This is a genomic window from Halobacillus sp. AWM4_238 (assembly GCF_056158265.1).
Map to the genome: position 1 here is coordinate 3,702,547 of NZ_JBSWSY010000002.1, position 25,663 is coordinate 3,728,209.

The 25,663-nt window shown below is 45.0% G+C and carries 21 protein-coding genes and 1 riboswitch; of the genes, 15 read left to right on the plus strand and 6 right to left on the minus strand.

The features are described 5' to 3' along the window. Positions 1 to 197 precede the first annotated feature (197 nt). The 8 genes from ACXACN_RS18440 to ACXACN_RS18475 all read left to right on the plus strand — a co-directional run bounded on the left by ACXACN_RS18440 (position 198) and on the right by ACXACN_RS18475 (position 9,880). Positions 198 to 3,275: an N-acetyltransferase family protein gene (locus tag ACXACN_RS18440; RefSeq protein WP_474966404.1), complete on the plus strand. Its 3,078-nt coding sequence runs from the start codon at positions 198 to 200 to the stop codon at positions 3,273 to 3,275. A gap of 1 nt (position 3,276) precedes the next feature. Further along, the gene (locus ACXACN_RS18445; RefSeq protein WP_474966406.1) at positions 3,277 to 4,125 is read left to right on the plus strand and encodes an amidohydrolase family protein; all 849 of its coding nucleotides are present in this window, start codon (positions 3,277 to 3,279) and stop codon (positions 4,123 to 4,125) included. Positions 4,126 to 4,821: 696 nt separating this feature from the next. Continuing rightward, complete coding sequence (locus ACXACN_RS18450) at positions 4,822 to 6,267, plus strand: protein adenylyltransferase SelO (RefSeq protein ID WP_474966407.1); 1,446 nt, start codon at positions 4,822 to 4,824, stop codon at positions 6,265 to 6,267. Between the two features lie 219 nt (positions 6,268 to 6,486). After that, positions 6,487 to 6,915, plus strand: coding sequence for a MarR family winged helix-turn-helix transcriptional regulator (locus tag ACXACN_RS18455; RefSeq protein ID WP_474966408.1), 429 nt, complete (start codon positions 6,487 to 6,489; stop codon positions 6,913 to 6,915). 57 nt (positions 6,916 to 6,972) lie between these two features. Continuing rightward, the gene (locus tag ACXACN_RS18460; RefSeq protein WP_474966410.1) at positions 6,973 to 7,827 is read left to right on the plus strand and encodes a pirin family protein; all 855 of its coding nucleotides are present in this window, start codon (positions 6,973 to 6,975) and stop codon (positions 7,825 to 7,827) included. 99 nt (positions 7,828 to 7,926) lie between these two features. After that, positions 7,927 to 9,138: a GNAT family N-acetyltransferase gene (locus ACXACN_RS18465; protein ID WP_474966412.1), complete on the plus strand. Its 1,212-nt coding sequence runs from the start codon at positions 7,927 to 7,929 to the stop codon at positions 9,136 to 9,138. A 51-nt stretch (positions 9,139 to 9,189) separates the two neighbouring features. Beyond that, positions 9,190 to 9,510 carry a hypothetical protein gene (locus tag ACXACN_RS18470; protein ID WP_474966414.1) on the plus strand — a complete coding sequence of 107 codons (321 nt, stop codon included), beginning with the start codon at positions 9,190 to 9,192 and terminating at the stop codon, positions 9,508 to 9,510. Between the two features lie 172 nt (positions 9,511 to 9,682). Continuing rightward, positions 9,683 to 9,880, plus strand: coding sequence for a cold-shock protein (locus ACXACN_RS18475; RefSeq protein WP_089651440.1), 198 nt, complete (start codon positions 9,683 to 9,685; stop codon positions 9,878 to 9,880). Between the two features lie 244 nt (positions 9,881 to 10,124). Here the strand turns inward: ACXACN_RS18475 and ACXACN_RS18480 are convergent, their stop codons facing one another. Further along, positions 10,125 to 12,086: a hypothetical protein gene (locus ACXACN_RS18480; protein ID WP_474966415.1), complete on the minus strand. Its 1,962-nt coding sequence runs from the start codon at positions 12,084 to 12,086 to the stop codon at positions 10,125 to 10,127. A 29-nt stretch (positions 12,087 to 12,115) separates the two neighbouring features. Beyond that, positions 12,116 to 13,375 carry an ATP-grasp domain-containing protein gene (locus tag ACXACN_RS18485; protein WP_474966417.1) on the minus strand — a complete coding sequence of 420 codons (1,260 nt, stop codon included), beginning with the start codon at positions 13,373 to 13,375 and terminating at the stop codon, positions 12,116 to 12,118. A 269-nt stretch (positions 13,376 to 13,644) separates the two neighbouring features. Between ACXACN_RS18485 and ACXACN_RS18490 the strand changes: the two genes are divergently transcribed. After that, positions 13,645 to 14,082: a YkvA family protein gene (locus ACXACN_RS18490; RefSeq protein ID WP_474966418.1), complete on the plus strand. Its 438-nt coding sequence runs from the start codon at positions 13,645 to 13,647 to the stop codon at positions 14,080 to 14,082. Between the two features lie 88 nt (positions 14,083 to 14,170). Further along, the gene (locus ACXACN_RS18495) at positions 14,171 to 16,366 is read left to right on the plus strand and encodes a Z1 domain-containing protein (protein WP_474966419.1); all 2,196 of its coding nucleotides are present in this window, start codon (positions 14,171 to 14,173) and stop codon (positions 16,364 to 16,366) included. 101 nt (positions 16,367 to 16,467) lie between these two features. On the opposite strand, the gene ACXACN_RS18500 is transcribed toward ACXACN_RS18495, so the two are convergent. After that, the gene (locus ACXACN_RS18500; protein WP_160914068.1) at positions 16,468 to 16,725 is read right to left on the minus strand and encodes a hypothetical protein; all 258 of its coding nucleotides are present in this window, start codon (positions 16,723 to 16,725) and stop codon (positions 16,468 to 16,470) included. A gap of 262 nt (positions 16,726 to 16,987) precedes the next feature. Here ACXACN_RS18500 and ACXACN_RS18505 point away from each other — a divergent pair, with 262 nt between their 5' ends. The 4 genes from ACXACN_RS18505 to ACXACN_RS18520 all read left to right on the plus strand — a co-directional run bounded on the left by ACXACN_RS18505 (position 16,988) and on the right by ACXACN_RS18520 (position 19,463). After that, positions 16,988 to 17,776: a MerR family transcriptional regulator gene (locus ACXACN_RS18505; RefSeq protein ID WP_474966421.1), complete on the plus strand. Its 789-nt coding sequence runs from the start codon at positions 16,988 to 16,990 to the stop codon at positions 17,774 to 17,776. A gap of 36 nt (positions 17,777 to 17,812) precedes the next feature. Next, positions 17,813 to 17,962, plus strand: a complete 150-nt coding sequence (locus ACXACN_RS18510; RefSeq protein WP_474966422.1) for a hypothetical protein — start codon at positions 17,813 to 17,815, stop codon at positions 17,960 to 17,962. Positions 17,963 to 18,029: 67 nt separating this feature from the next. Next, a complete protein-coding gene (locus ACXACN_RS18515) occupies positions 18,030 to 18,500 on the plus strand; it encodes an NUDIX hydrolase (RefSeq protein ID WP_474966423.1) in 471 nt (156 codons plus the stop codon). A 198-nt stretch (positions 18,501 to 18,698) separates the two neighbouring features. After that, positions 18,699 to 19,463, plus strand: coding sequence for a SurA N-terminal domain-containing protein (locus tag ACXACN_RS18520; protein ID WP_474966425.1), 765 nt, complete (start codon positions 18,699 to 18,701; stop codon positions 19,461 to 19,463). A gap of 126 nt (positions 19,464 to 19,589) precedes the next feature. Here ACXACN_RS18520 and ACXACN_RS18525 read toward each other — a convergent pair whose 3' ends face one another. Continuing rightward, positions 19,590 to 20,780, minus strand: coding sequence for a NupC/NupG family nucleoside CNT transporter (locus ACXACN_RS18525; RefSeq protein WP_474966427.1), 1,191 nt, complete (start codon positions 20,778 to 20,780; stop codon positions 19,590 to 19,592). Between the two features lie 129 nt (positions 20,781 to 20,909). Then, positions 20,910 to 21,011, minus strand: a riboswitch (purine riboswitch). Between the two features lie 172 nt (positions 21,012 to 21,183). Continuing rightward, on the minus strand, positions 21,184 to 22,836 hold the full coding sequence (locus ACXACN_RS18530) for a DUF2207 domain-containing protein (protein WP_474966429.1): 1,653 nt from the start codon (positions 22,834 to 22,836) through the stop codon (positions 21,184 to 21,186). Between the two features lie 278 nt (positions 22,837 to 23,114). Here ACXACN_RS18530 and ACXACN_RS18535 point away from each other — a divergent pair, with 278 nt between their 5' ends. Then, on the plus strand, positions 23,115 to 24,335 hold the full coding sequence (locus ACXACN_RS18535; protein ID WP_474966431.1) for a hemolysin family protein: 1,221 nt from the start codon (positions 23,115 to 23,117) through the stop codon (positions 24,333 to 24,335). Between the two features lie 65 nt (positions 24,336 to 24,400). Here ACXACN_RS18535 and ACXACN_RS18540 read toward each other — a convergent pair whose 3' ends face one another. Next, the gene (locus ACXACN_RS18540; protein ID WP_474966433.1) at positions 24,401 to 25,498 is read right to left on the minus strand and encodes an oxidoreductase; all 1,098 of its coding nucleotides are present in this window, start codon (positions 25,496 to 25,498) and stop codon (positions 24,401 to 24,403) included. Positions 25,499 to 25,663: the final 165 nt, after the last annotated feature.

Consider the following 25,663-nt stretch of genomic DNA (forward strand, 5'->3'; position numbering starts at 1 on the left):
TGTTAGGGCGTTACCTTTCAGTTTTAAGCTGTTCATTGTTTTCGAACAGGCGGTTTCTTTGATCGTTAAGTCGCTATCATCCACAGTGAGGTCATTACGGGTAAGAGATTTGTTTGAATATTCTTTACTTCCTACTTATAAACTCATAAACTGTGAATGAGCAAGTATTTTCCATTACATACGTTGGAGGAAATGCTATGAAGACATTAGAGCGTGTAAGCATTGTAGAATATGAAGAAAAGTTTGCTGCAGGGGTAGCGAAAATGTGGAATGAGAGCCGTGATAACTGGGGTGGAGACGCAGTTGTCATGTCGGCCGAGGACGTTGTAGAAAAGGAAGCGAAATCTACGAATCTCCATCTCTTCCTTGCAGTAATCGAAGAAGAAGTGGTCGGGTATTGCGGGCTTTCAGAGTATAAGGAAGATACAGGGGCCCTTTACGTTCCACTTTTGAATGTGCATCCCGGGTATCAAGGGTTGAAGATCGGTAAGAAACTGCTGCTCCGTGCTATTGATCAAACCGTCGAATATGGGTGGCCGCGGCTTGATCTTTTTACATGGCCGGGAAACACTAAGGCGGTGCCGCTTTATAAGAAATGCGGCTTTTTCTGGGAGGATCGGGATGATGCGACTCACTTGATGAACTTCATGCCGCAAGTGCTCCAAATCGAAGCTTTGCAGCCGTTTTTCAAAAAGCATGATTGGTACAAGACGAATGTGAACCCGATTGAAATCAAGCCAGACGGGATCAAAGAGCAGGGGTTTACATTCTTTGAGTATTGTTGGGAAGCGGGAGACGAGTATGTGCGCGTCCAGTTTGAACGCACCGGACGTGGTGTCCGTCTCATTGAAACGAACGATTGGCGGGTAGAGATGGAACTGCCGGAATTCAAACTGTTAGAAAAGAAGGACTACGAGGTGACCTACCGAGTGGAGAATTCCACGAATGAGGCGATGGACGTTTCCTTACACGGAGATTCCTCACCGCTTGTAAAACAACATTTGAAGGAAGAAGTGGTCGTAGAGTCGGATTGGAAGGCATCATCCAACGTCCAAGTTGTCGTTCCTGACCAAGAACCGAGCCCATGGAAAACCCACCCCGTCATCGGAGCGGACATTTTCCTCAATGGCGATTGTATTCCAATGAGAATGGGAGTTTTCCCTCTCCAGGCAGGCAAGCTGGATCTTCGTACGGTTCAGAAAAATTGGCGGCCGAACCAAAAAGGAACGCTTTATTTGGATGTGGAAAGCCGTATGGATGAAAAGACGAGGTGGACAATCAAATGGCCAGATCAAAAGGTTGTCGATTGGGAGGATCCATCTGTGGCGATAGAGGTAGAGGCCAAAGGACGCGCTACCCTACCTGTTTCAATAGAATTGTTGAAGAATGGATTTCTGAATGATGAAGTGGATGTTGAAGGACGCACAGTGGATGGGCGTTCGTTTAGCTTCCGCACGAAAATCTCCCTTGCTTTTCCGGGATTCGGAGGGAAGTTTGGCGGAGATACCGATACGGAATGGTATGGCTACAACGGTCCTTATTTTGTGATGATTGAGAAACGGAATCATATGGTATCTGTGGGATCTGTACGGTCGAAAGAAGATCCTCTGATCCTCATGACTCCAAAGCTTGGGCGTCCATTCAGTGAGGAGTTCTCGAAAAAAACGGCGACAGAAATCGAGTACATCGAACTGGCCGAAGCCTTTGTCATAAAAACATCCCTGGAGTCTGAAGCTTTTCCGGAAATCATGTTGAACAGTTATTACAAGATTTACGGAGACGGGCTTGTCGAGGTCCATCATGAACTGATCAATAACGGGGAGAAGGATTATCAAGGTCTGCATTTGCTGCAGCCTGTATTCCCGAAATATAAAGCGCTGGCTCTTCCCGAAAAAGACGGCGTGGTAATCGGAACGGAAGCGTTGATTCCTTTCACCGAATACTTACGTGACAAGGATCTTGCGGAGCGATGGTTATATACGACGAACCGTGCTGGAGAAACATTCGGGATGGCATGGCCGGAAAATGCGACAGGGAGGAAAGATGACTGGCGGTTCGCTTTTGAGTATACACTCGATCACCTTCCTGCCGGACAAAAGAAATGTCACGGACCTATCCAAGTGGGTGTGAATGTGACCACTCACTGGTCAGACTGGCGTGAAATGGTCGTAGGGGAGGCAACCCCACTCCCAGAGAAGCCTTTGTTTGAGATGGTACCAGAAGAAGGTCTTGTAACAAAAGCAGGACATGAAGTGACTCATTCGTTCCGTTCTTTACTGACACCTTATTTGTATGGTGCATTGACTGTCCAGAATGACGGGAATACGTATCGAAAAGAAGTGAAGCGGGAAGACGGTGTCACCGCCATCGACGTTCCGGTCGTCCATGAGCGCCCAGGATTGGCTGCTTTAGCCGGGACCTTCCGTTCTGAAGGAAGAAAGGCTGATTTCATGACCTATCAGCTCGTCCAGGGAGAGCGAGAGGTAAACGTCAGTCAAATAGAAGATCGCTGGACCGTAGACAACGGAGTGGTGTCGTTCACAGCCGCGCCTTCTTATTTTCCTGGGATCTATTCTCTCTGTCATGAGGGACGAGAGTTTCTTGATCATCAATATCCAGAAGCTGGCCCGAGAAGCTGGTGGAACCCATGGGGTGGAGGGCTGCGCTATGCCTTGGACGGGGTCAGTCCTTTTTCGATGATGAAAGAAGAAACAAATGTGGAGGCCGTCTCGAAGCAAGATCAGGAAGGCAATTCCTGGACAGGGATATGTATGAGCACAACCTTCCAGGAGCATGAAAAGATGAAAGGTGTAACTTTGAAACAATACGCCCTCACACTGCAGGAAGTGCCGGTTGTAGCGGTTTATGCAGAAATAGAACAACGTGCACCTCGTACATTTTCAGCTGAGAAAATAGCGCTGGAAACGTTCTTGAAACCGGATGAAGGCTTATCTTCATGCTTTGCCCGTATCCCGACAGAAGGAGTCTTCCATACGTATTATGCCGGAGTGGAAGAGTATGATCTCGAAGTCGGTCCTTCTGTTGTTATCGGTTCTGATGGGAAAAAGGACCACCTGATGATGGTCCAATCCCAAACACGAAAACAGGCAGAAATGTATATGAATCAGGATATTTTCCTCGTGGAGTCTGTTCATGAATGGTCGGCTTCATCAGACAAAGTAGCGTCTGTTGCGCCTACATTCTTTGTCATAGGTGAACATGAACAGCCATGGAAGCAGCACCCCTTCCACCGGGTTTCTTTCCAGGGGAAGTAGAATGAAGATCATTGATGCACACATCCATTTTTCCAATATCCAAAGTTTCAAAGACACAGGACAGGACTTATCCCGTGTCGATTATACAAAAGCAGGATTGCGTAAAGAGATGGAAGCGGGTGATGTTGCTTTTGCCATCGGCATGGGCGTGACCGAAGGAAGAGAAGGCTTTCCAGACCGCCAAGTCCAGACGCCGATGGGGCTTGACCTGGACGAAGAGCTGCCATCGACATTGGGAGTATGTCCAGGAATCAATCCGTTTACTCTGGATCAGGGCGCGCTGGACCGTTTGGAAACCGAGCTTCAAAAGCCGGAGGTCGTCGGGATTAAAATCTATCTCGGCTACTACCCGTTTTATGCCTATGACGACATTTATCAACCCGTGTACGATCTTGCCGCTTATCATAATGTTCCTGTTGTTTTCCATACAGGAGATACGTATTCCGAACGGGGATTGCTGAAGTATTCCCACCCGTTAACACTGGACGAAGTCGCCGTTACAAGGCGTGACGTCAACTTTATGATGGCCCACCTTGGGGATCCCTGGGTTTTGACAGGAGCGGAAGTGGTTTATAAAAACCGCAACATGTATGCCGATTTATCCGGATGGCTCGTCGGAACGAAAAAAGAACTGGATGCTCGGCTTGTCGACAACCATTTCGACCATGTCCGTCATGCGTTGACCTATTGTGATCATTACGAGAAGTTGCTTTTCGGTTCCGATTGGCCGCTCGTCGCGATCAAGGATTACGCCGAGTTCATCGGTGCGTTTATTCCTTCGAAGCATGTGGAAGATGTTTTTTATCAAAACGCCTGCCGCCTTTTTCCTAAGATTGAAAAGCTCATGTGAAACAGCCCGCCCCTGGATCAGGGGCGGGTTTTCTTCTTTAGTCCTTTATAAGGGTGTAGGTCTTATTTTGAATTATATTACTAAATGGCAGGATTCTGGAAGACTCAGTTTCGAGACTTTTCGGGGTTCGTTGCTGAGTTGAGAGTTAGGGGTGGTTGGGAAGCCAATCGTCTAGGATCTCGCCGATCTCCTTTCTCCCACGGGAGTCTCGCAGCTTCCCAACCACCCCATTCGAGAGAGAGCAGCGAACCCACTTACACGAATGGAGCGTTTTGCATTAACACTGCTTTACAGTAAAAAAAGTCTTTTCATAGCAAGCCTTATAGTACAGATGACTGCTTGTATTTAGTTGGATTGACGAACTATCAATATACTGGAAAGCTGCTAATTCTGGAAGTGGTTTCAAGACACTTATATAGCAAAGGGGCGGAGGGGAATGGGGAGACTCCTGCGGGAAAAAAGTGCAGGGTGAGACCCCACAGGACGCAGTCCGAGGAGGCTCACCGCGCTCCCGCGGAAAGCGAGTCATTCCCCGCAGCCCCCATCCACTCAACAAAAGTCTCGAAACTGAGTGTTCAAGAAAAGGGAGCTTTTGTGAGGATGAATGATGAGGGTTAATAGTGCCTAAGGGAAAGAAAACGGGGGAACACTTATGATATGGTAGAAGAAACGACGGAAGCGATAAAGGAGATTGTTATGAAAAACCATACAGGATGGAATTTGCAGCAGAGTTATATTGAACTCCCAGATGCTTTTTATAGAAAAACAGCCCCTTCTGAAGTCGAGCAGCCAGAACTTGTTCTCTATAATGAGGCGCTTGCAAAAAAGCTGGGTGTAAGTACGGAACCGAACCCCGATGTTTTCGGAGGCAACGAAGTACCGGAAGGAGCGGAGCCGATTGCACAAGCATACGCCGGCCATCAGTTTGGCCAATTGACGATGCTTGGAGACGGAAGAGCTGTCTTGCTTGGAGAACAGAAGACGCCTGAGGGTGAGCGGTTCGATATCCAGTTGAAAGGATCTGGACGCACCCCTTTTTCTCGAGGTGGGGACGGCCGTGCCACTCTCGGTCCGATGCTTAGGGAATACATCATCAGTGAAGCCATGCATGGATTAGGAATTCCTACGAATCGCAGTCTCGCTGTTGTGACCACCGGGGAATATGTCCAGAGGGAAGATCTTCTTCCTGGTGCTGTGCTAACTCGAGTTTCCTCCAGTCATTTACGAATCGGTACCTTCCAATACGCTGCCGGTCTTCAGGATCACGACCAGCTGAAGGCCCTCGCCGATTATGCAATCGAACGCCATGACCCTGACCTTCTTGGTTCAGATCAGCCTTACTTGTCATTTTTTGAAAGAGTGATTGAGCGGCAGGCTTCTTTGATCGCTCAGTGGCAGCTCGTCGGCTTCATTCATGGCGTCATGAACACTGATAATATGACCATTAGTGGAGAAACGATCGATTACGGTCCGTGTGCGTTTATGGACACCTACAATCCGAAAACCGTCTTCAGTTCAATTGACCGCCAAGGACGCTATGCCTATATGAACCAGCCCCCGATTGGAGCATGGAATTTGGCTCGTTTTGCAGAAACGCTTATCCCGCTATTCCATGAAGAACAGGAAAAAGCGGTGGAAATGGCTCAGGAAGCTCATGCCAAGTATGAAAAGTATTACCACACCTACTGGCTCAACGGAATGCGGGCAAAATTGGGGATGACGACAGAGGAAGCTCAGGACGAACCATTGATTGAAGATTTATTAGAGATCATGGAGAAGAACGAAGCGGATTATACCAATACCTTCCGTGCCCTGACACTTGGTCGCCCAAATGAAACGGATGTATATGGAAAGGCCGCGTTTACCAACTGGTATAAGCAGTGGCAAGCGCGATTGGATCGTCAGGAAAGCAGTGAAGAAGAGGTTCGTGATTTAATGAGGAAATCGAATCCTTCTATTATTCCGCGTAACCACCGGGTAGAGGAAGCGCTTGAAGCCGCGGTGGAAGAGGGGGATTTCAGTGTAGTGAAAAAACTGCTTTATGTTTTGGAGGACCCTTATGCTTATTCCGAAGAACAGCAAGCTTATGCTGAATTACCTGAACCTTCAGATCAACCTTACCGGACCTTCTGCGGGACTTAATAAAACGCCTCAGTTGAAAGTGACTTAACCCGATTTAATATCAATTGATTCGGATTGGATAAAGCGGAACGGTAGATGAGCGGGATTCAATCAGAATCTCTGCTCTTTCGAGCTTAAAGGTATGGGAGAAGTGCCAGGTATTCTATGGTCAGAGCTTTTGACAGGGGACTTTTGTCAGAATATAATAGTATGTATAGCAACTATTTGAGGAGATCGCCTATGAATTTAAGTTTTCAAGATTATATCAGCATCAAACTACATCAGACAGATTTAAAGCTGACGGGCTATGTGAAATCACAGTTGCAGCCGTATAACCTTGCACCAGAACAGAACTTGATCATGATGCTGCTTTGGGAAAAGGATGGTATGACGCAGAATCAGCTTGCCTATCATTTGAAAAAAGACAAGACAAACATTGCCCGGATGGCTTCCAATCTTGAAAAAAAAGGGTTCATCAAGCGCAACTTTAGTACAGAAGACAGACGATCACTTGAACTCTATTTGACGGAAAAAGGGCAGGAGTTGAAAGAACAAGTGGTTCCTGTCGCGGAAGCATTCAACGATGTGGTAACAAAAGGGATGTCAACAGAAGAACTGGAAGAATTGGACCGGCTCCTTACGAAAATGCAAAACAACATTGAAGGGTGAGGAGCCCTTTTTTTAACCAAATAGTAGATATAGCAACTAAATGAGAGGGTGGTTGACATGGCAAACTTTCAAAGAGAAGTGAACGATCATTGGTACGTTCAATATCAAGAGATGGGTTTTCCTGCGATTCAAAAAGGATGGGTCCTGCCCGCTGACCGGTGGCGCGATTTCGATCCGTTTATTCTAATGGCGGAAGACTGGTTCAAAAAAGGGACGTTCCCGGATCATCCGCATCGGGGTTTCCAGACCGTTACCTATGTTATCGATGGTAGATTGGAACACAAGGATAATGCAGGTGGCCGTGATATTCTTGAGCCTGGTGATGTCCAATACATGAATGCCGGTTGGGCGGCAAGACATGCGGAAGACGGAGTGGAAGACGATGTCGCACATACGCTGCAGTTATGGTTGAACCTTCCAAAAAACAAGAAGAACTCCGAGACCATCTATCAAAATATATATGGTGAAGACGCTCCTGTCGTTCCTCTTGAAGGGGGATCGGTCAAAGTGTTTTCTGGCCATGTAGCCGGCGTAGAAGGGCCGTTGAACTCTATGGTTCCGATTACGCTCAGTGAGATTACTTTAGCTGAAGGAGCCTCTTGCACCCTTGATCTCCCTGAGAACCACAATGCGTTTTTGTATGTCCTTGCAGGAGAGATTGTGGCAGGGGGAAATGACGTGAACTTGAAAAAGCACGGCGTTGGTACGTTATCTTTCTGCGAAGATGGAGACGGCACCAGTGATTTGAAGTTGGTATCCAAGAAGCGCCGTACGAAGGTGCTTGTCTATTCGGGGGCACCAATCCGTGAAGAAATCGTCCCGCACGGCCCGTTTGTCATGAATTCTATGGAAGAAATTAAGCAAGCGTATGACGACTTCCGAAAAGGGAAATTCGGACCTCCAGCAGTTTGATGGAAAAGACTCCTGTTCAGCCAGGGGTCTTTTTTGTATCATCATAATCTCTGAACTATTGGTATGCTAGACTTAGTTTTATACGAAGGAGGAGATGAAATGGGCTTTAAGAAGGTGGAAGATTTCACTGCATTCATAGACTTATCACGGCGGTGTTATCCGGGCATGAAACTACATACGCAAGAGGACCTGGAGAGATACGCGGAACACCGGAGAAAAATGGCTGAAAAAGAGGATATTCACACCATTGGACTTTATGAAAAAGAACAGCTCTTAGGTGGGTATATTGCCTATGACCACGTCATGAATGTGTATGGGCAGCAATTACAAGCCGGTGGAATCGGTACGGTGGCAGTCGATCTTCCTTACAAAAAACAAGGCCATGCAAAAAGGATCATTCAGGAATTCTTAACGAAAGCCCGGGAAAAAGGGCAGATCGTCGCACATTTGTATCCATTCCAGCCTGCGTTTTATAAACGAATGGGATTTGGGTTAGGGCCTCGGTTGTCGACGTATCGATTTCATCCTTCACAGCTCCCTGCCTGTGATGAAGGTGAGAAGGTTGAGGTGCTGAGTGCCAAGGATCAGGAAGAAGTGAAAGAATGTTATGATACGTGGGCAAAAGAAACGCACGGTGCAACAGCCATCCCTGCGTACGGATTCGCTTTCCTTGAAAAGAAAGAGCTTCACACTTTCGGAGTGAGGGAAGAAGGGAAGATAACAGGATACGTCACCTTTGAATTCAAAGAGGGAGATCACTTTCTACAAAACGATTTGCATGTAAAAAACTTTTTCTATACATCAACAAAAGCCTATCGCTCACTTATTTATTTTTTACATACTCAAAAAGATCAGGTGCAGTCCATCTTATTCCCGACGTTCGATCAGGAATTTGCTTATTTGCTGAATGACCCTGTCCATGTCGACGAACAACTCATCTTTTCCATTTACCACAAAGTCAGCGAAGAAGGCCGGGGGCTGATGTATCGGATCTTGGACATTCCTGCTTTTCTAGAGAGAGTGGGAGAGGTCTGCTTCGGAACGGATACTATAAGAATTGGCTGGAAAGTGCAGGATACTTTTTTAAATGAGACGTATGAATCGGTTTGGCATTTCATCAAAGGAAAACCTCAGGCGACAGATGAAGAGGCTGAAGTGACCATAGAGATTGATATCGCCAATTTCTCTTCATTGATGATGGGCTGTGTGTCTCTTTCGACTTTGTTGAAAAGTGGAGCGGCTGTCAGCAGTGGACGGAAGATAGATCTTTTTCAACAACCGAATCAGCCGAAAAGCTGGACGTTTTTCTAACTGCTGCCATACTTATATAACATGTAGGTCTAGGTGTGGGGAGAGTGAACGATGAGCATGAAAAATGTATTCGATGCGGTGGAGTATTTTGAAAGGGCCCCTTTTCATAAATTGTTTCAGGCTTTCCGGATCCGGTGTGAAAGCATAGGGGAAGCAGCAGGAACAATTTACACAGCTCCACTTTCCTATGAAGAGCTTGCGGCACTGGCTGACTTTATGGATGTGAGTGCATACGCTTTGGATTTGCAAAGAAAATTGTCATTAAAGGATTTTGAAGAAAAGCTGGAGACGAAATATCCCGGCGTCAAGCTTGAGCAGCTGCTGCGAGTGTATTTTGCAATGAAAGACGTTCCGTTGATTAGTAAAAAATAAAATTGGTGAAAGGTTGACGTGGGCTAAGAATGGGTATATAATAAAGTTAATTATTCTTGTTCGGTTAGGAATGAAAGCTAAAGGAACTTGAAAGTGACTTTCGTCTTGAATGAATAGGCAGAGCAATTATAGTAATACAATGTGGATCGTCATCCACGCAGGAGGTAACAACATGTTACAAGGTACAGTTAAATGGTTCAACGCAGAAAAAGGTTTCGGATTTATTGAAGTAGAAGGTCAAGACGACGTATTCGTACACTTCTCTGCTATTCAAGGCGAAGGATTCAAAACTCTAGAAGAGAACGAACAAGTTTCTTTCGAAATCGTTGAAGGCGACCGTGGCCCACAAGCGGCTAACGTTCAAAAATAAGTAAGACCAAAAGACTTCCGACTCGTTCGGAAGTCTTTTTTTTATTGCAAGATACTGATTTATTGGGGAAGTCACCGATAAAAACACAAATCCCACCGATAAGTGTTACAAACCCACTGATAAATAGCGGAAACCCACCGATAAACGGCCAAAAGTCACTGATAGAACGAGAATCTGCTAATAAGACCCACTCCACAGCTCCAAAAAAAGCCAGACTCTCATAAAGAGTCTGGCTTCTTTCCGTTTACACCCACGTATAATCTTTCCCCCAGCTTTCTTGAGCCAGCTGGCGGACGCCATCGACGATGGAATTCTCCACGGCGTAGGCATCCCCTTGCTCGTAAGGGTTATAGTGAAACGCATATAGCCGGGATACAAATTGGTGGAAAGGAAGAGAGCTTTCGCCTTCCATTTCGCCATTCCCGATGACGCTTGGTTCAATGTTCTGTCCCCAGTTTTGGGAGCCGTCATTGTTTGGATTATAGAAATATATTCTTTCCTCACCACTCGGGTCTTTCGTGATTCTTGTAATTGAAACGGCGTGAAGACCGAGCAGTTTGCCGTGCACGTTGGTAATGAAAATGCCGACAGGGTTCGGATAGATCAATTCGTAATCATCGTTATAGTCTGTATGGTGTGTCGCATAGAAAAGCTTGACGAAACCAGGATAGTCGAGCACGTATCCGGTAATTGGATCGAATACGGAGCTGAATCCTTTCTGTACCCAGTTTCCATAAAAAGCGGGGTTCACCCAGCGGTGACCGTCTTCGCCTCTTAAAGCAACACGAGTCATCATTTCACTGTAGATTTTGTCCAAGTGTGGAACGAGGACCAGGGATACAGGATCGAGCTCTTTATCAAGGTCTGGTGCAAGTCCGCCTGTGAGTTCTTTTGAATGAATCGGTGTTCCTTCAAAGGTGAAGTCCAAATCTCCATCTCGTGCCGCACGCGGGATGATTTCGAGTAAGAAACCTGGTGCGTGCTGAGCCCATAAGCTGATGCCACGGGCTGCCTGGCATGTCGGGTTGAACCCTTGACCTACGCCTAGTGGCTGTCCGAGGACTTGGATGGTACCGGCGACAAGGATGCTGTTCGCTGTTACCCCTTCGCCTGTATTCGTCGTTGAATAAAGCGCGTTTCGTACATCCGGTCGAATATCAAGCTCAACCAGGCGTCTTAACCCTGGGGCTACTGGCGAGTGAGACAACACGCCACGCTCAAGCAACATGGAAAGGCCGTAAATCGCCTGACGTGTTCCCGGGAAAATGGAAGCCCGAATCAGCTGGATCACTAGTTCTCTGTGCTCTTCAAGGTTCGCACTGCCTTTGCTGTTCAAATTCAGCGCGTAGGCAAGAAGTGCGGGATTTCTTTTGCTCAAAAAGCGGATCAATGTCGCATGATGCGGAGCTACAAGTCCTGTTTCACGCATGGATTGAGCAAGTGCGACACTTTCAGAGATGAGGTCCGTCCGTGTCAGTGTCTTCAACTGGGAGCGGTACGCATGGACATCATTGAATTGAGCACTCAGTTTGGAAGGCCCTTCAATCGCTGCGATGAATTGTTTCAATTCTGTCTTCCCTTGCTCTTCCGAATCCTGATCGACCATTTCCTTCGCCATTTTAATCATGGATACTATTCGCTTCACCATAATTGGACGTTGGGCTGTCAGGCGCTTGATCTCATGAATCAGGGTCTGGATCAGAGCCGTTGATGACAGGTGGTTGGATAAGAATTGAAACAACCTTCCGGCTTTCTCATCATTCTCATGTTTTTCAATCCTGGAAACCTCACTGGCATCCGGAAACAAGAGGTTCAAATTCAAGACCATCACTTCGTTCAAGAACTCTTCAGCCATTTCAGGTGTAACTTTCGGGTTGGTCGCTTTTCCTTTTGCGATCGCGAGCATACGGAGTTCGCTGAGGACTTCGATGATCATCGGAAGCCCTTTCGCTTTCAAGGAACCACCTACTAGAGGAGGTTGCAGTTTTTCTGCTGTTTCCCACGGACCATCTTGGAATACACCTGCTTCTTCAAAACGGCCGGCATGCTGAAATAAATTCTCGAAGCCGTCTTCAGCTTCGATCAATCGGTTCGCTTCCTGATAGACATCTGTCTGATACTTTGATTTTGCAAAAGATGGAGCTTTATTCAATTCGTCTAAAGCATAGATGAAACGTTCGACAAGGGCACTCGTCGTTTGAGGCATAAAACCTCTCCTTTCTCTATCGCTTGCGCTTATACGTAGAAATTGTATTGCTCGTAGGTCTTCAGCAAATCGGTCATTTCTTCACTGTCACGGCCATAGAAAAAGATGGTTCCATAATGATTTCCGAAACCGATACGTTCAGCTACTTTTCCTTGAGGAGGCGTGAACATATCGTGTTTTTCAAAGTATGGATGGTCTTCAAGCTCTTCAGGAATCTTCAGATCTTCGACATAATCAACATTCGGGTGGACCATCAGGCACCCGGCATAGTTTTGATAATCGTAGGGATCAGGGAAGAATTCACGGATTTCTTCCTCTGTTGTATTTGGATCACTGCAAAGGATTTGGGCTTCATAGGCACTGAATCCATAGGCGCGCTCGATCAACTCGAAAATATGTCCTCCAGGCACACGTGCCGCCACTTCTCCAAAGTGTAGCGTTCCGTCCTGGGTGATGAAGTATTCCGGATGGATGACGCCGTATTCGATCTCGAAAGCGTCGACGAGTTGCTGAACAGCACGTTCGATCAAAGGGCGTTTTTCTTCTAAGCTTGGAGAAGCGGGAACGAAGTTGGAATAGCCCAGCTTCACATACTCCGTAATGTTGAGGAAGCGTACTTTTCCTTTATGGACGAATGCCTCACAGGAGAACTCCTGTCCATCAAGGTGACTTTCCATCAATAGTGGGAAGTCCGTATCCTGGATTTGTTCAATATCTTCATTATTATAGATGGCCAAGTGACCGACAGATCCTGCCTTGTCCAAAGGTTTGACGTGAATCGGATCGAGATGGTCTCCTTCTAGTTTCAACAAAGCTTCGTTGACACGCTTCAAGAAGCGCTGGACGTCTTCCTTGTCGTGAGCCTCTTCAAAAACACCGACCTTGATGCCTGAAATCTGTGCTTTACGTTTCATCATCCCTTTGTCGCGAAGCAATAAGGAACGGTTGAAGACACGCGGATCTTCACGGAAGCGCGCATTCAGGGCACCAGCCCATTCCACACATTCTTCATATAAAGGAACAGCAAGCTCGACGCCCATGTCCTTCAACTGTTTATACAGATGATCCGAGCTTTCATTGATCTTATTGAAGTCCCATCCTACAAAAGGAATCTCGTGTTTTTCTGCATAGCTTGCAAATTCTGCAGGTCCGACAACGACGAATGGACGGTTCGTGCGCGCGGCAACTTCTATCGCTTGCACACTCCAGCCGACTAAAGCCGTGTAATACGGTTTTGTTTTAACCGTCTCATCTACAGTCGCATTCAATTCAAGTTGATCTAGATCCATTTCGAACCTCTCCTTTGTCAGTGAAAATATAAGTATAGGAAACTTTGACACTGTTACTCTTAAAGTATCAGAATAGGCTAAAAACTGTAAGCGTTATTCGCGCATTCGACAAAACTAGTGTTTCTTCTACAAATACCAAACCAAAAAGCCCTGTCGAATACTCTATATATGGAGTCGATTTCCTGGGAAATAACACGAATTATTTTGGTTAGAAGTTTAGAAGAAGGGATTTTAGTAAAAAGTATAGTACCGATAAAAGGAAGGTGCCTATGACAAAACAAAAGACCTATCAGGATCGTTTGAAGAACCTTGACCCTCGTAAAGCGGTGGAATGGGGACGAGCTTATTTCTCTGAGAATGAGTATGGAGAAAAGCTCCGCACATACAGCAGTCGGATGGGGACAAAAATCGTCTACTACAGTTTGCTGTTGTATTATGCCTTCAAAAGTCCTGATACTCCGAAAAAAGCTAAACTGACCATTGCAGGGGCTTTAGGTTATTTGATCTTACCTGTTGATGTCATTCCCGACTTCATCCCAGTGGTTGGTTTTACAGATGATAGTGCAGTCATTATTTATGCTGTCTATCAAGTGATATCCCATATAGATGAACGTGTGAAAGAACAGGCCAAGTCGAGGCTGTCCAAACTTTTTGACGGCAAGATCGAGGAAGAAGATTTGGATGTTCCGGTACAAAAAGAAGAGTAAGCAAGGAGACCATTTCCAGGTTTCCTTGCTTTTTTCATGTTCAACAATCATGTATAATAAGCGTGTTTTGTAAAAGGGAGAAGATACGATGACTGTAACATTCCAAAACTTGAAAACGAACGGAGCTTTTTTCAAGTATTTGAATAAAAAGAATCAATATAAGCAGCCTGTTCGTGAGTGTATGCTGCGGACGATGGCAAAACTTCAAGATACAAATACGACGGAGCACAGGCCGGGGATGCTGCTTGGGAAAATCCAATCAGGGAAGACCCGTACCTTCATCGGTGTGATGGGGCTTGCCTATGATCATGGGTTTGATATGGTGATCCTTTTGACGAAAGGGACGAATGCACTCGTCAAACAGACGTATGCGCGTCTTCATGAAGAGTTCGAAGGGGCCATTGACCATGATGCTTTGCAAGTGTTCGATATTATGAACATGCCTGATAACCTTCGAAAATATGAATTATCTCAAAAACTGGCCCTTATCGTGAAAAAGGAGACGCACAACCTTGACCGTCTGCAACAAGCGGTGATGGAAAAATACCCGTCTCTACAAAAGAAACGCGTGCTCTTCATTGATGATGAAGCGGACTTCGCAAGTGTCGCTTACGAATACAAACGCGAACAGAACGTCAAACATATGCGGGTGATTGCATCAAAGATCAATAGCTTAAGAAAAGCGCTCGACCGCCCAGCTTTTCTACAAGTAACCGCAACGCCTTATTCCCTTTATCTGCAGCCGGAAGAGATGAAGGTCCATGAAGGGAAAGTGTGTGAACCGATCCGCCCGGCGTTTACAGAGCTTGTCCCTGTTCACGATCGTTATATCGGTGGAAATGTTTATTTTGATAAAAGTGAGAAAGACGGTCACCTAGCTTCCTACCTATACCATGAGGTCGAGGAAAAGGAGCTCGAGGTCATGAAAAAGATGGACGGCCGCCGTGTGAAGATGGACCGTCTGTTGAGTCAGAAAAACATTACGAACATCCGAAAGGCGGTTGTCAATTTTATCGTTGGAGCAAGCATCCGTCGTTTTCAGCAACGGATGAAAGGACGACGGGAGCAAAAGTATTCCTTTATCATTCATACCGAACGCGGGAAGAATGCCCATGCATGGCAGGCCGAATTGATTCAGGGATTTGAAACGTTACTGATTCAGGGCTCCCGGTCAGAGTCGGAGGAGTTCCATACATTGATTCGTGAATCTTATGACGACTTGATCCGTTCAGTAAGTACGTTGAAAAAGAGTCCTGCGCCGACTTTCGAAGATGTCTATGAAGAGGTGCGTCATTCGTTGGATGAAGAATACATGGTAAGCAGCGTGGTCAATTCGGAAAAAGATGTCACCGAGCTGCTGGATCATAAGGGGGAGCTGAAGCTTCGAGCTCCTATGAACATTTTTATCGGTGGGCAGATTCTTGACCGTGGGGTGACGATTCACAACTTGATCGGCTTTTTCTATGGAAGAAATCCGAAATCGTTCCAGCAGGATACCGTGCTGCAACACTCCCGAATGTATGGAGCAAGGCCCGTCGCAGACCTTGCTGTTACCCGTTTTTACACCACACAAAAGATTTATGCTGTCATGAAACGGATCCATGAGTTCGACCGGGAACTGAGGAACGCCTTTGAACGCGGCGGGCATCATAAAGGTGTGGTTTTTATTCAAAGAGATCTTAACGACACCATATTGCCTTGTAACCCGAACAAAATTTTATTATCCAGTCTTACGATGGTAAAACCGCACAAACGGATACTGCCTGTCGGATTTCAGACGGGATACAAAACGCATATCGAAAAGACGATACGTCAGATCGATCAGCTTGCTGAAAAAGCCATCAAGAACGCACGAACCTCCAGGGACGGGGCTTACCTCATTCCAGTGAAGAAGGCCAAGCAGATGCTCCGACTTGTCCATGAGACGCTGGAAATGGAACCTGGCCATGATTTTCATCTTGATGAATACGAAGGCATCCTTGATTACTTGGGGTCTGAGTCACAGGACGATGGTTTTGTCTGGCTGCTTACGAAGACAAACAGGCACATTCGTCGCTTCAAACAGGATGGGAAATTCGAAAACTCTCCAGATACCCCAGGGAAAGGAACGGGGGAGCTGACGGTAGCTAGAAAAGTAGCTCAACAACATCCCGCGTTGATCATGCTTCGCCAGGAAGGAAAAAAAGAGCAGGGTTGGCGAGGGAACCCGTTCTGGTGGCCTGTCCTTGTAGCCCAAGCAGAAACAACTCCAACCGTTTACGCAAATAAGACGATCCATGATTAGAGACAGAGTCTAACCAATGGGACTACAGGTTTGAGCTCAAAATGGTAATTTCTAAATCTAGGAACAAAAAAAGACCCAGCATCTGGGTCTTTTTTAATTTCTTATTTTTCAATGGGTTCATCAAATAAATCTGTAAATTTAGCGACGTTCTCGTAACTGAATTCGAACGCCATGCGGACTTCACCAAATCCAGGTTGATAGAAATATCCCTGAACTTCATAACTGCCCGGGTTTTCTCTGACTTTTGTGAGATGGAAGTATCGTTGGATGAACTGGGCCATTTCCTCCAGTTTCTTATTCCGCACCTTTATCCATTGGTCTCTTAATTCTTCTGTGGGAAAGTCAGATTCTTTTAACATTTGCTCACTCCTCTACGGAAATCAAAGCTATGAAACTGTTTGTTACCATTATACTATAAAAGCTTACAACGATTTTCAACTGCTATCCGAAAATTATGACACTCTCTCACTTAATCTATAAAGCTTATGACCCTGTGAACTAGATTATTAGTCGTTTTTTGAGTTGAGTGAGTATCATTTGAAACGGAAGATGATTGAAAAAACGCTTTACCTTTACGTAACGTTACCCTTTATAGTGGGATTTGAAAAGGGGGATTTCTTCATGAAGATTACTGAAGTAGCGAAGAAGTTAGATACAACAACAAGGACGATTCGTTTCTATGAAGAAAAAGGATTGATTTCACCAGAAAAAGCGAGCAATGGTTATCGTACATACACGAACGAAGATGTAACGGACTTGCGCGCCATATTAGCTCTGAGAGAAGTTGGTCTGTCTACAGCTGAAATAAAGAATGCGAGGGTACAGAACGATCACTTTATGGGTTATTTACATACTCAGCGTTCATCCCTTTATGAAGAAATGCTTCAAATCAGAGACATGGTGGCAACGATTGACCGAATGATCGAGCTAAGTGGAAAGACAGGTGAGGAGGAACAGATGATGGAGCTGGCCCGGGAGTTAAAAGAACAGAAAGAGAAGCGGACCAACTGGAAAGATCGCTGGAATTTTGACAACCAAGCAGAAGATTATGATGAAAATATTAAAACGGTAGGGTACCGCTTTAATGTTCATGAGCATTATGACGAGGCTCTTGCAGGAGTGAATGCGTGGGTGAATGCATTGCCAGGGGAGAAAGGTGTAGATATTGGAGCCGGTACGGGGAACTTGACCGAACGTTTTCTTAAGCAAGGGATTTCTATGGTAGCGGTTGATCCGGCGAAAGAGATGCTGAAGGTCTTTGCAAAGAAACATCCTCAAACGGAAACACGTCTCGGCCATTTTCTTTCACTGCCCTTCGACGATAAAGAGGCTGATTTCGTCGTCTCGAGTTATGCCCTTCATCATTTACTAGATGAGGATAAAGAGCTTGCTCTTAAAGAGATACATTGAATTTTAGACGACTATGGGCGAGTGGCGATTGCTGATTTGATGTTTAAGGATAAGTCAGAAAGAAAGAACGTCCTCCGTAACTATCAAGAACTAGGAAACGAAGAGGCGGTTGAGGCAATCGAAGATGAGTATTACGCAGACCATTCGCGCTTGATCAATGGTGGGAAGACCACGGCTATGAGGTGAAAACTCACCAATTCAACTCCATTCTTCATTTGTTATATGCTCAAAAAGGTGGGAAAGGGGATAGGTTATGAATGATTATATACAGACGATGCGGAAAATGATCGGTCATGAAACCTTGCTTACGGTCGGTTGTGGAGCGATTATTGAAGACGACGAAGGCCGTATTCTCCTTCAACAACGTTCAGATCATGGTGTTTGGGGCATCCCAGGTGGGCTTCTTGAAATTGGAGAGACCTTCGATTCTACTGTTAAAAGAGAAGTGAAGGAGGAGACGGGGCTTGATTTGAAAAAGCTCGACTTGTTTGGCCTATACTCTGGCGAAAATGGATTTGCTACCTATGAAAATGGAGACAGAGTGTTCAGTGTCCAAATTATTTTTCGAAGTATGTGCTATGAGGGAACGCTTATTACGAATCAAGAAAGTAAGAAGCAGGCTCTTTTCCATGCGGATGAGATCCAAGAAAATCTCCTCAACCCTCATCAGGCACCCTTTATTCTTGATTGGATGAAAGGGGTACGTTCACCGGTCATCCGCTGATGAAATCCTTTTCTTCCTTTCCACAAATTTTCCACATTTGTAGCAAAGACAAAATATTCCTTGAAGAAGCCTTGTCATGACAGTGTTCTGGAAATTAAAATTGTGTAAAGGAAGGAATGAGAGCGTTTGTGTAGTGTTTACAGACGGTGGTTCCGTGTTACAATGGCTATCACAACGATGAATAAAGGAGAATTGACATTGAATAAAAAGTGGTTGCTAAGTTTACTATTTGTAGCGTTCGTTTCTTTACTAGCTGCTTGCGGTAATGGCGAAGAAGGCGCTTCTGATAATCAAGAGGAAAAAAAGCAAGAAGAAAAGGAACAGGCTGAATCTGGTGAGCAGCCAGAAGCTCCGGAACCAGATCTTGAAGGTGTTCCAGAGGTTGTTGCCAAAGTAAACGGAACAGAAATCAAAAAAGAAGAATTCGAAATGACGTATCAAAGTCAGTTCCAACAAGCGGCTATGCAGTCTCAAATGACAGGTCAAGAGCTTGATCAAGATCAATTGAAGAAACAAGTAGCAGAAAGCTTGGTAGGACAAGAGTTGTTAATGCAAGAAGCAAATAATCGTGAATTAACAGCGTCTGAAAAAGAAGTCAACCAGACCCTTGAAGAATTGGCTAAGCAACAGCAAGTCGGTTCTGCTGACGAATTTCTTAAGGCTCTTGAAGAGCGAGGAATGAGTGAGAAAGAAGTAAGGTCTCAAGTACAGACTCAAGTGAAAATTGACAAGTTGGTCGCTGAAGAAATTGGTGATGTAAAACCTTCAGAAGAAGAAATCAAAGAAGCTTATGACAAAATGAAAGAACAACAAGAAAGCATGGATACGGAACAAGAAGTACCATCTTATGAAGAAGCAAAACCAACGATTGAACAACAGTTGACTCGTCAAAACGAAGGACAAGCGACACAAAAGCTCGTCGATAACCTTCGCGAAGAAGCTGACGTTACAGTTAATCTATAAAACAACAAGAAACCAGACCTTTATAAAGGTCTGGTTTTTTTATGTATTTTTCGCGTAATTGGATGATTATGTAAGACCTGGTCACCCATTTTATGGGTGACCAGGTCTTACATATTATTACATTTTTTAAATGAACATGGATACGAAGGTGGCTGTGATGAAGCTTGCGAGTGTTCCTCCGATGATGGCTTTTAGTCCGAGTTTAGCGACTTGGGATTGCTTGTTGGGTGCTAAAGATCCGAGCCCTACAATCAATTGACCGATGGATGACAGGTTCGCGAAGTTACATAAAGCAACAGACATAATGGCCACTGTCTTTGGTGACAATTGATTCACCATTTGCTGCAGGTCCCGATAAGCCAGAAACTCGTTGGCTGCGAGTTTAGTCCCAATTAATGAAGCGGCCTGAAAAGCATCAGGAATTGGAATGCCGATCAAGATGGCGAATGGATAGAACAAGAGTCCGAAAATCGTCGACAGGTCGGTATTAACGACACCCAACAATCCATTTACCAATGCAATGATACTAATGAAAGCAATCAAGAGTCCTCCAATGTTCAAAGCGAGTTTCACACCATTTACAGCACCATCAGAGATCGCTTCAAACACATTTGCGTGACCTGAACCGGCCATCCGGACATTTTCATCCAGTTCGGATTCCTCCACCTCAGGTTCGATGAGCTTGGCAACAACTAGTGACACGAATGGTACGCTGAAAATAGAGATTAATAGATATTTCAAATCAATTCCCATTCCTACATAACCCACCAGGATGGCACCGCTGGCTGAAGCTGTTCCTCCGACCATAATCGCAAAAGTTTCAGAGCGAGTCATTCTAGCCAAGTATGGCTTCACGAGTAACGGGGCCTCTGCTACTCCGAGGAATGTATTTCCGACAGCACTGAAGGACTCTACTTTGGATGTTTTTAATAGCTTTCCGACAATCGTTCCTAAGATCTTCACAATAAAAGGTAAAATACGTAGATGATAGAGAGCAGAAATCAATGCAGATATAAAAATGAGTGCACCTAACACGTTGATCGCGAACAAAAACTCAATATCTGTTTGAGCAAATAAAGGACCAAAAACAAATTCGATACCTGAAGAGCTGTAATCAATCACGCTTTGGATGAAGAGAGCGGTTTTCTTTAACAACTGTTGACCGACGGAAACATTGAGCATGGTGTATACAAATACGCCTTCCAAAGCTAAACCGGCGAGAATGGTGTGCCATTTCACCATTTTTCGGTTGCTGCTGAGCAGCCAAGCTAAACCAACGATGGCAAGTAACGAGAGTAGTCCTGTAAGAATATTCATGATGTGTTCCTCCTTGGAATAATTTACGGATTCCTTCTTGTGGAGGTAGGATGTCTGACAACCTTATATAAATAAAAAACCTCTTTCCATAGTAAAAAGGAAAGAGGTAGAACAGGTCATATTAAAGAGCCTGAAAGCATCTTTCCTTATAGTCCGGCCATTTACGGTAGCCAGGTAGAGACTTGTGGACCATATTTCCACATTTATATAAGGAATCCGTATGAAGTTGATAGTTTGGAATTCTAGCAGACCAAAAAGAACGTGACAAGACATTATTGTAATGTTCTAATATACTAAATATTCTAAATGGAAATAGAAGACGGTCTAATTTTGAAGGTTATAGCAGGGATTGATCTACATTAAAAAAACGTCCCTACTTGAAAAAAGTAGAGACATTTCTGGTTTAAAAGGCACCTGATCCCCCACCACCGCCACCAACTCCTGCTCCGCCACCTCCAGCATGAATGTCGCCTGTAGAGGCGGAAACAGAGGCGTGCTCATCAGCCCTTTCAAAGCTCGTTTGCACCGCTGCGCTGAGAATCAGGAACATGACCCAATCGTCGTTTGAGGTTGATAGGGGAGTAGCGGAGGTATGGGTTAGATTGCGTTTTCCCATCCCCACCTGATACAGAAGGGCAAGGGTTTGATCTTCTTTTTCCCATTCTTTCCACTGATTACTGATTTTTAATGGTATTAATTCTTCTTTTAGCTTGCGTCCTTCCACGTTCAGAGGACGGTAACCAATGCTGAAGCTGATGAACAAGATGAAGAGGAGGATCGAAGCAAACATCCATAGGAACAAGCCATAAAACGGGAACAATACGATGAATGGAAGCGTCGTAAAGGCGGCTGCACCTGCTACCCAGCGAGGTCCGTGTGCTTTTTCCCTAACCTCGTACTCGCGAAATTCTTGTTTGACTTTCTCCTGCCATGCGTTCAGGTTCAAACGATACTTCTCATGATTGGCCTTTTCCTCTGCATAGGCTTCGATGTCTACTAAATGGAGGTCGTCTGAATCAGCTATGTCATCAAAAAGCCATTCAATCAACCGTTGTTCGTGTGGGTAATCTGTATGCCTATGACTCAGTTTAAACTCTTGATCCGATATCTTTTTGATATTTCCCTTACGCACCAGGTCCAACAGAGCAGCTGTCAATGCGGAGGTAGGCAAATGTCCATGATTGGTAAAAAGCATCATCGCAGGCAGACTCATTTTCTCTTTAGGAAAGCTGCCCGTACTGCTTTTTTGCCTTTCTGCTTCACGGCCCGTTTCATTTCTTTGCCAGAGGGCGTAAATGAAAAGTCCCAATGCAAGGAGAGCGAGTGCACTATGAAAATACACGGCGAAATTTCCCCACCAGTTTTCCGATTCTGTTCTTGCTGCTATGGTTTGATCCAACTCTGATTGGTCGGCTTGGATTTTTTCTAACATGGGTTCAAAACTTGTGACAGGAGCTTCAGAGAAGAGAGATGCTTCATAAGCGACCCTGATATCTCCATTTGTACCATCGCTGACCTTACCTAAACGAAAGTTGACTGTTCCATCCGATGAAGTGGATCCTGTACCATAAGCAGCATCCAATCCGTAAGCGGCCAAAACTTCCGTTGGTTTCGGAGGTTCAACCGTAATGGTTAAATTCTCGTAGGTTGATTCATTGCTTTTATCAAAAAAGGGCCAATAGAACTGACCGACATCTTCAAACACCTCGACACCATTGTTGATCGTGTATTGAAGGTCGATGGTTACGGTTTCATTTGAGCCGCTCCGGTAGATTTTATAGAGGTTTTCTTCTCGTTCAACGGGGAGTTCTGAGCCGTTTTCGATAGCCTTTACATCTGTAATGGAAGAGGTCTCTTTCGGGATCAGCGTACGGGTGATGCCGTTGAAATCGCCGCTGAAATCATATCTGTGCCTCTCTTTCACATCCACGGAACCATCTGACTTCAGGGTTGCATGGATGTTCGTTTCTTCAATCGTAAACTCGACCGCAAATACTTGAGTGGGGATGATTAAGAGAAGGATAAACAAAAACACGCTCCATAATATTTTTTTCATGTACGTCACCTGCTTTCCTTATCTTTTACGTTTCATTTCAATAAAGGTTTCATAGAAAAGCATCCACGGGTTTTCAAGGTGGATTCCGGCTGTTAACGGAAGGTGTAGTTTTCATATTTCTTCTAAGGGAAAAGGATGTAGTGTACAATAGGTGATACTGGCATTTTGTATATATAATTGAGACTGAAAAAATGTAAACTGTGAACAAGGGAGAGGGAGGTCATGTTCTATCCCTCTTACTTAAAAATTGTACCCACCATTCAAGGAGGAATAGTCCCGTGATCATCGCGATCATAGTATTGATGTTCGTATCGCTTTTCTTTTCAGGAAGTGAAACGGCTCTTACTGCAGCAAACAAAATGAAGCTCCAATCGAGAGCGAACAAAAACGATAAAAAAGCAGGCAAATTGCTAGATCTGCTCTCACGACCGAGTGAATTTATCACAACCATTCTAATTGGAAACAACATCGCCAATATTCTCTTACCAACGCTGGTAACTACTCTGGCCATTCAGTATGGATTCAGTGTGGGGCTGGCATCTGCCATTTTAACGGTATTAATTATTATCTTCTCAGAGGTGATTCCGAAATCGGTGGCCGCTACGTTCCCCGACCGGATCGCCATGATTGTATTTCCGGTCATCCGATTTTTTGTGATCGTTTTTAAACCGATTACGATTGTTTTGAACCGCTTAACAGGATTGATTACGAAAGCTTTATCAAAAGGACAGCCGAAAGAATCTTCCATCTCGAAGGAAGAATTACGTACGATGGTCGACATCGCAGACTCAGAGGGTACGTTTAATGAAGCAGAGTCCCACCGTATTAAAGGTGTGCTTGATTTCTATAATTTGAATGTGAAAGACGTCCTGAAAACCCCTCGCGTTGACATGATTGCCATCGATCGGGAAGCTACCTTCGAGGAAGTCCGTGATATGGTCATTCAACACCCATTCACCCGTTATCCAGTCTATGGCGAGGATATTGACGATATCATCGGTGTCTTCCACTCCAAATATTTGATCTCATGGGCCATGGAACCGGAAAAGCCGTTTATGGATTATGCATACAAAGATCCTTTAGTCGTATATGAATTCCATAAGATTGAATGGGTGTTTAGAAAAATGACGAAAGAGAAAAAACACATGGCCATTGTTTTGGATGAGTACGGTGGCACTGAGGGCGTTCTAACCCATGAAGATGTCATCGAAGCGATGATTGGCCTGGAAATTGAAGACGAAATGGATGTCGCGAGAGATGCCATTATCGATAAAATCTCAGAAACCGAAGTGATTTGTGATGGGAAAATTACGTTGCGTCGTCTGAATTCTATTTTTGATACGGATATCCCGGAAGAGGAAGATGTCTTGGCAGGTTACCTGATTAAGGAATTTCATGATTTTCCTAATGAAGGGGATGTTTTGGAACAAGACCATCTAACGTTTAAAGTTTTGGAAATCGAAGGTCGGATGGTACGAAAGGTACAGATCATCAAGTGATTTAGCGTTTGAAAAGATAGGAAAGCCCCGTTCCACTTGCATGTGGAGCGGGGCTTTTCTTATGGTTATTCTCTTATGGAAGCATTGATTTCGTCGTCTTTCACTTCCGCCTGTGGCAACAGGATTTTCTCGAAATCGAAAGCGTAAAGTTCTACATTGTCTCTCACTTTGTTCGGTAAATCAGGATTGGCTAATGCACCGGTACCGATGGATACAAGATCTGCTTGTCCTGATTCAAGAAGGCTATCTGCCCGGTCAGGATCCTGCAATTGACCATTGGCGATGACTGTGATCCCGCTATAAGTCTTGGCGGCACCAGCAAGTGTTTTGGAATCTTCACCGAAGGAAGGAGCGGTTGCATCACCGTCTGTGACGTGAATGTAATCGAGCCCCGTCTTTCCTAAGGCTCCGAAAATCTGCTCGGCTTCTTTTTCGCCGCCAGCCCATTTATGGGTTTGGTCTGCGACTTTCCCTTGAGAGATGCGGATCCCGATAATGAAATCTTCTCCGACTTCTGCAAGAACTTCATCCACGACTTCTAGAACGAAACGCAGGCGATTATCCACAGATCCACCGTATTCATCTTCACGCTTGTTCAAATAATCCGTCAAGAATTGATCAAGAAGATAGCCATTCGCTCCGTGGATTTCCACGCCATCAAAACCAGCTTCTTTTGCACGACGAGCTGACGCAACAAAATCTTTTTTCACCTCTAGGAAGTCCTGATCATCCATCGCGCGAGGCGTTTGGAATGGTCCGGATCCTCCATAAAATCCTAACTGCTCTCCTTTTGGAGCGATGGCAGAAGGGGCGAGGGTTTCATTTGTGTAAGCATTGCCCTGGCTCTGGCCGCCAGCGTGCATAAGCTGAGCAATCATGATGCTTCCTTCATCGTGAACAGCGTTAACCACAGGTTTCCAGGCATCGGCGTGAATATCTGAAGCAAGCCCGGGCTGATTGTTGTACCCCTGACTGAAGGTCATATCGGTATAAATGCCTTCTGAAATGATGGCACTAAAGCCGCCTTTTGCAAAACGCTGATAATATTTTTTCATGCGGTCGTTCGCACGTCCGTCAGCTTCAGCGCTGATACGAGTCATGGGTGCGACCACATATCGGTTATCTAGTTGTTTACTATCCAGATGATAAGAATCAAATAGCATGAGTTTATCCACCTTTCCTGATGTATTCATCTTCAAGCATACGTTCAAACTATCTCAGTTTCAAAGTAAATGCTCATGGATGACATATTTAGGCTACCCAACCTCGATAATTTCTATAAACTTCCACAAGATTATACTGAAAGTGAAATTAAACAGGACTATATA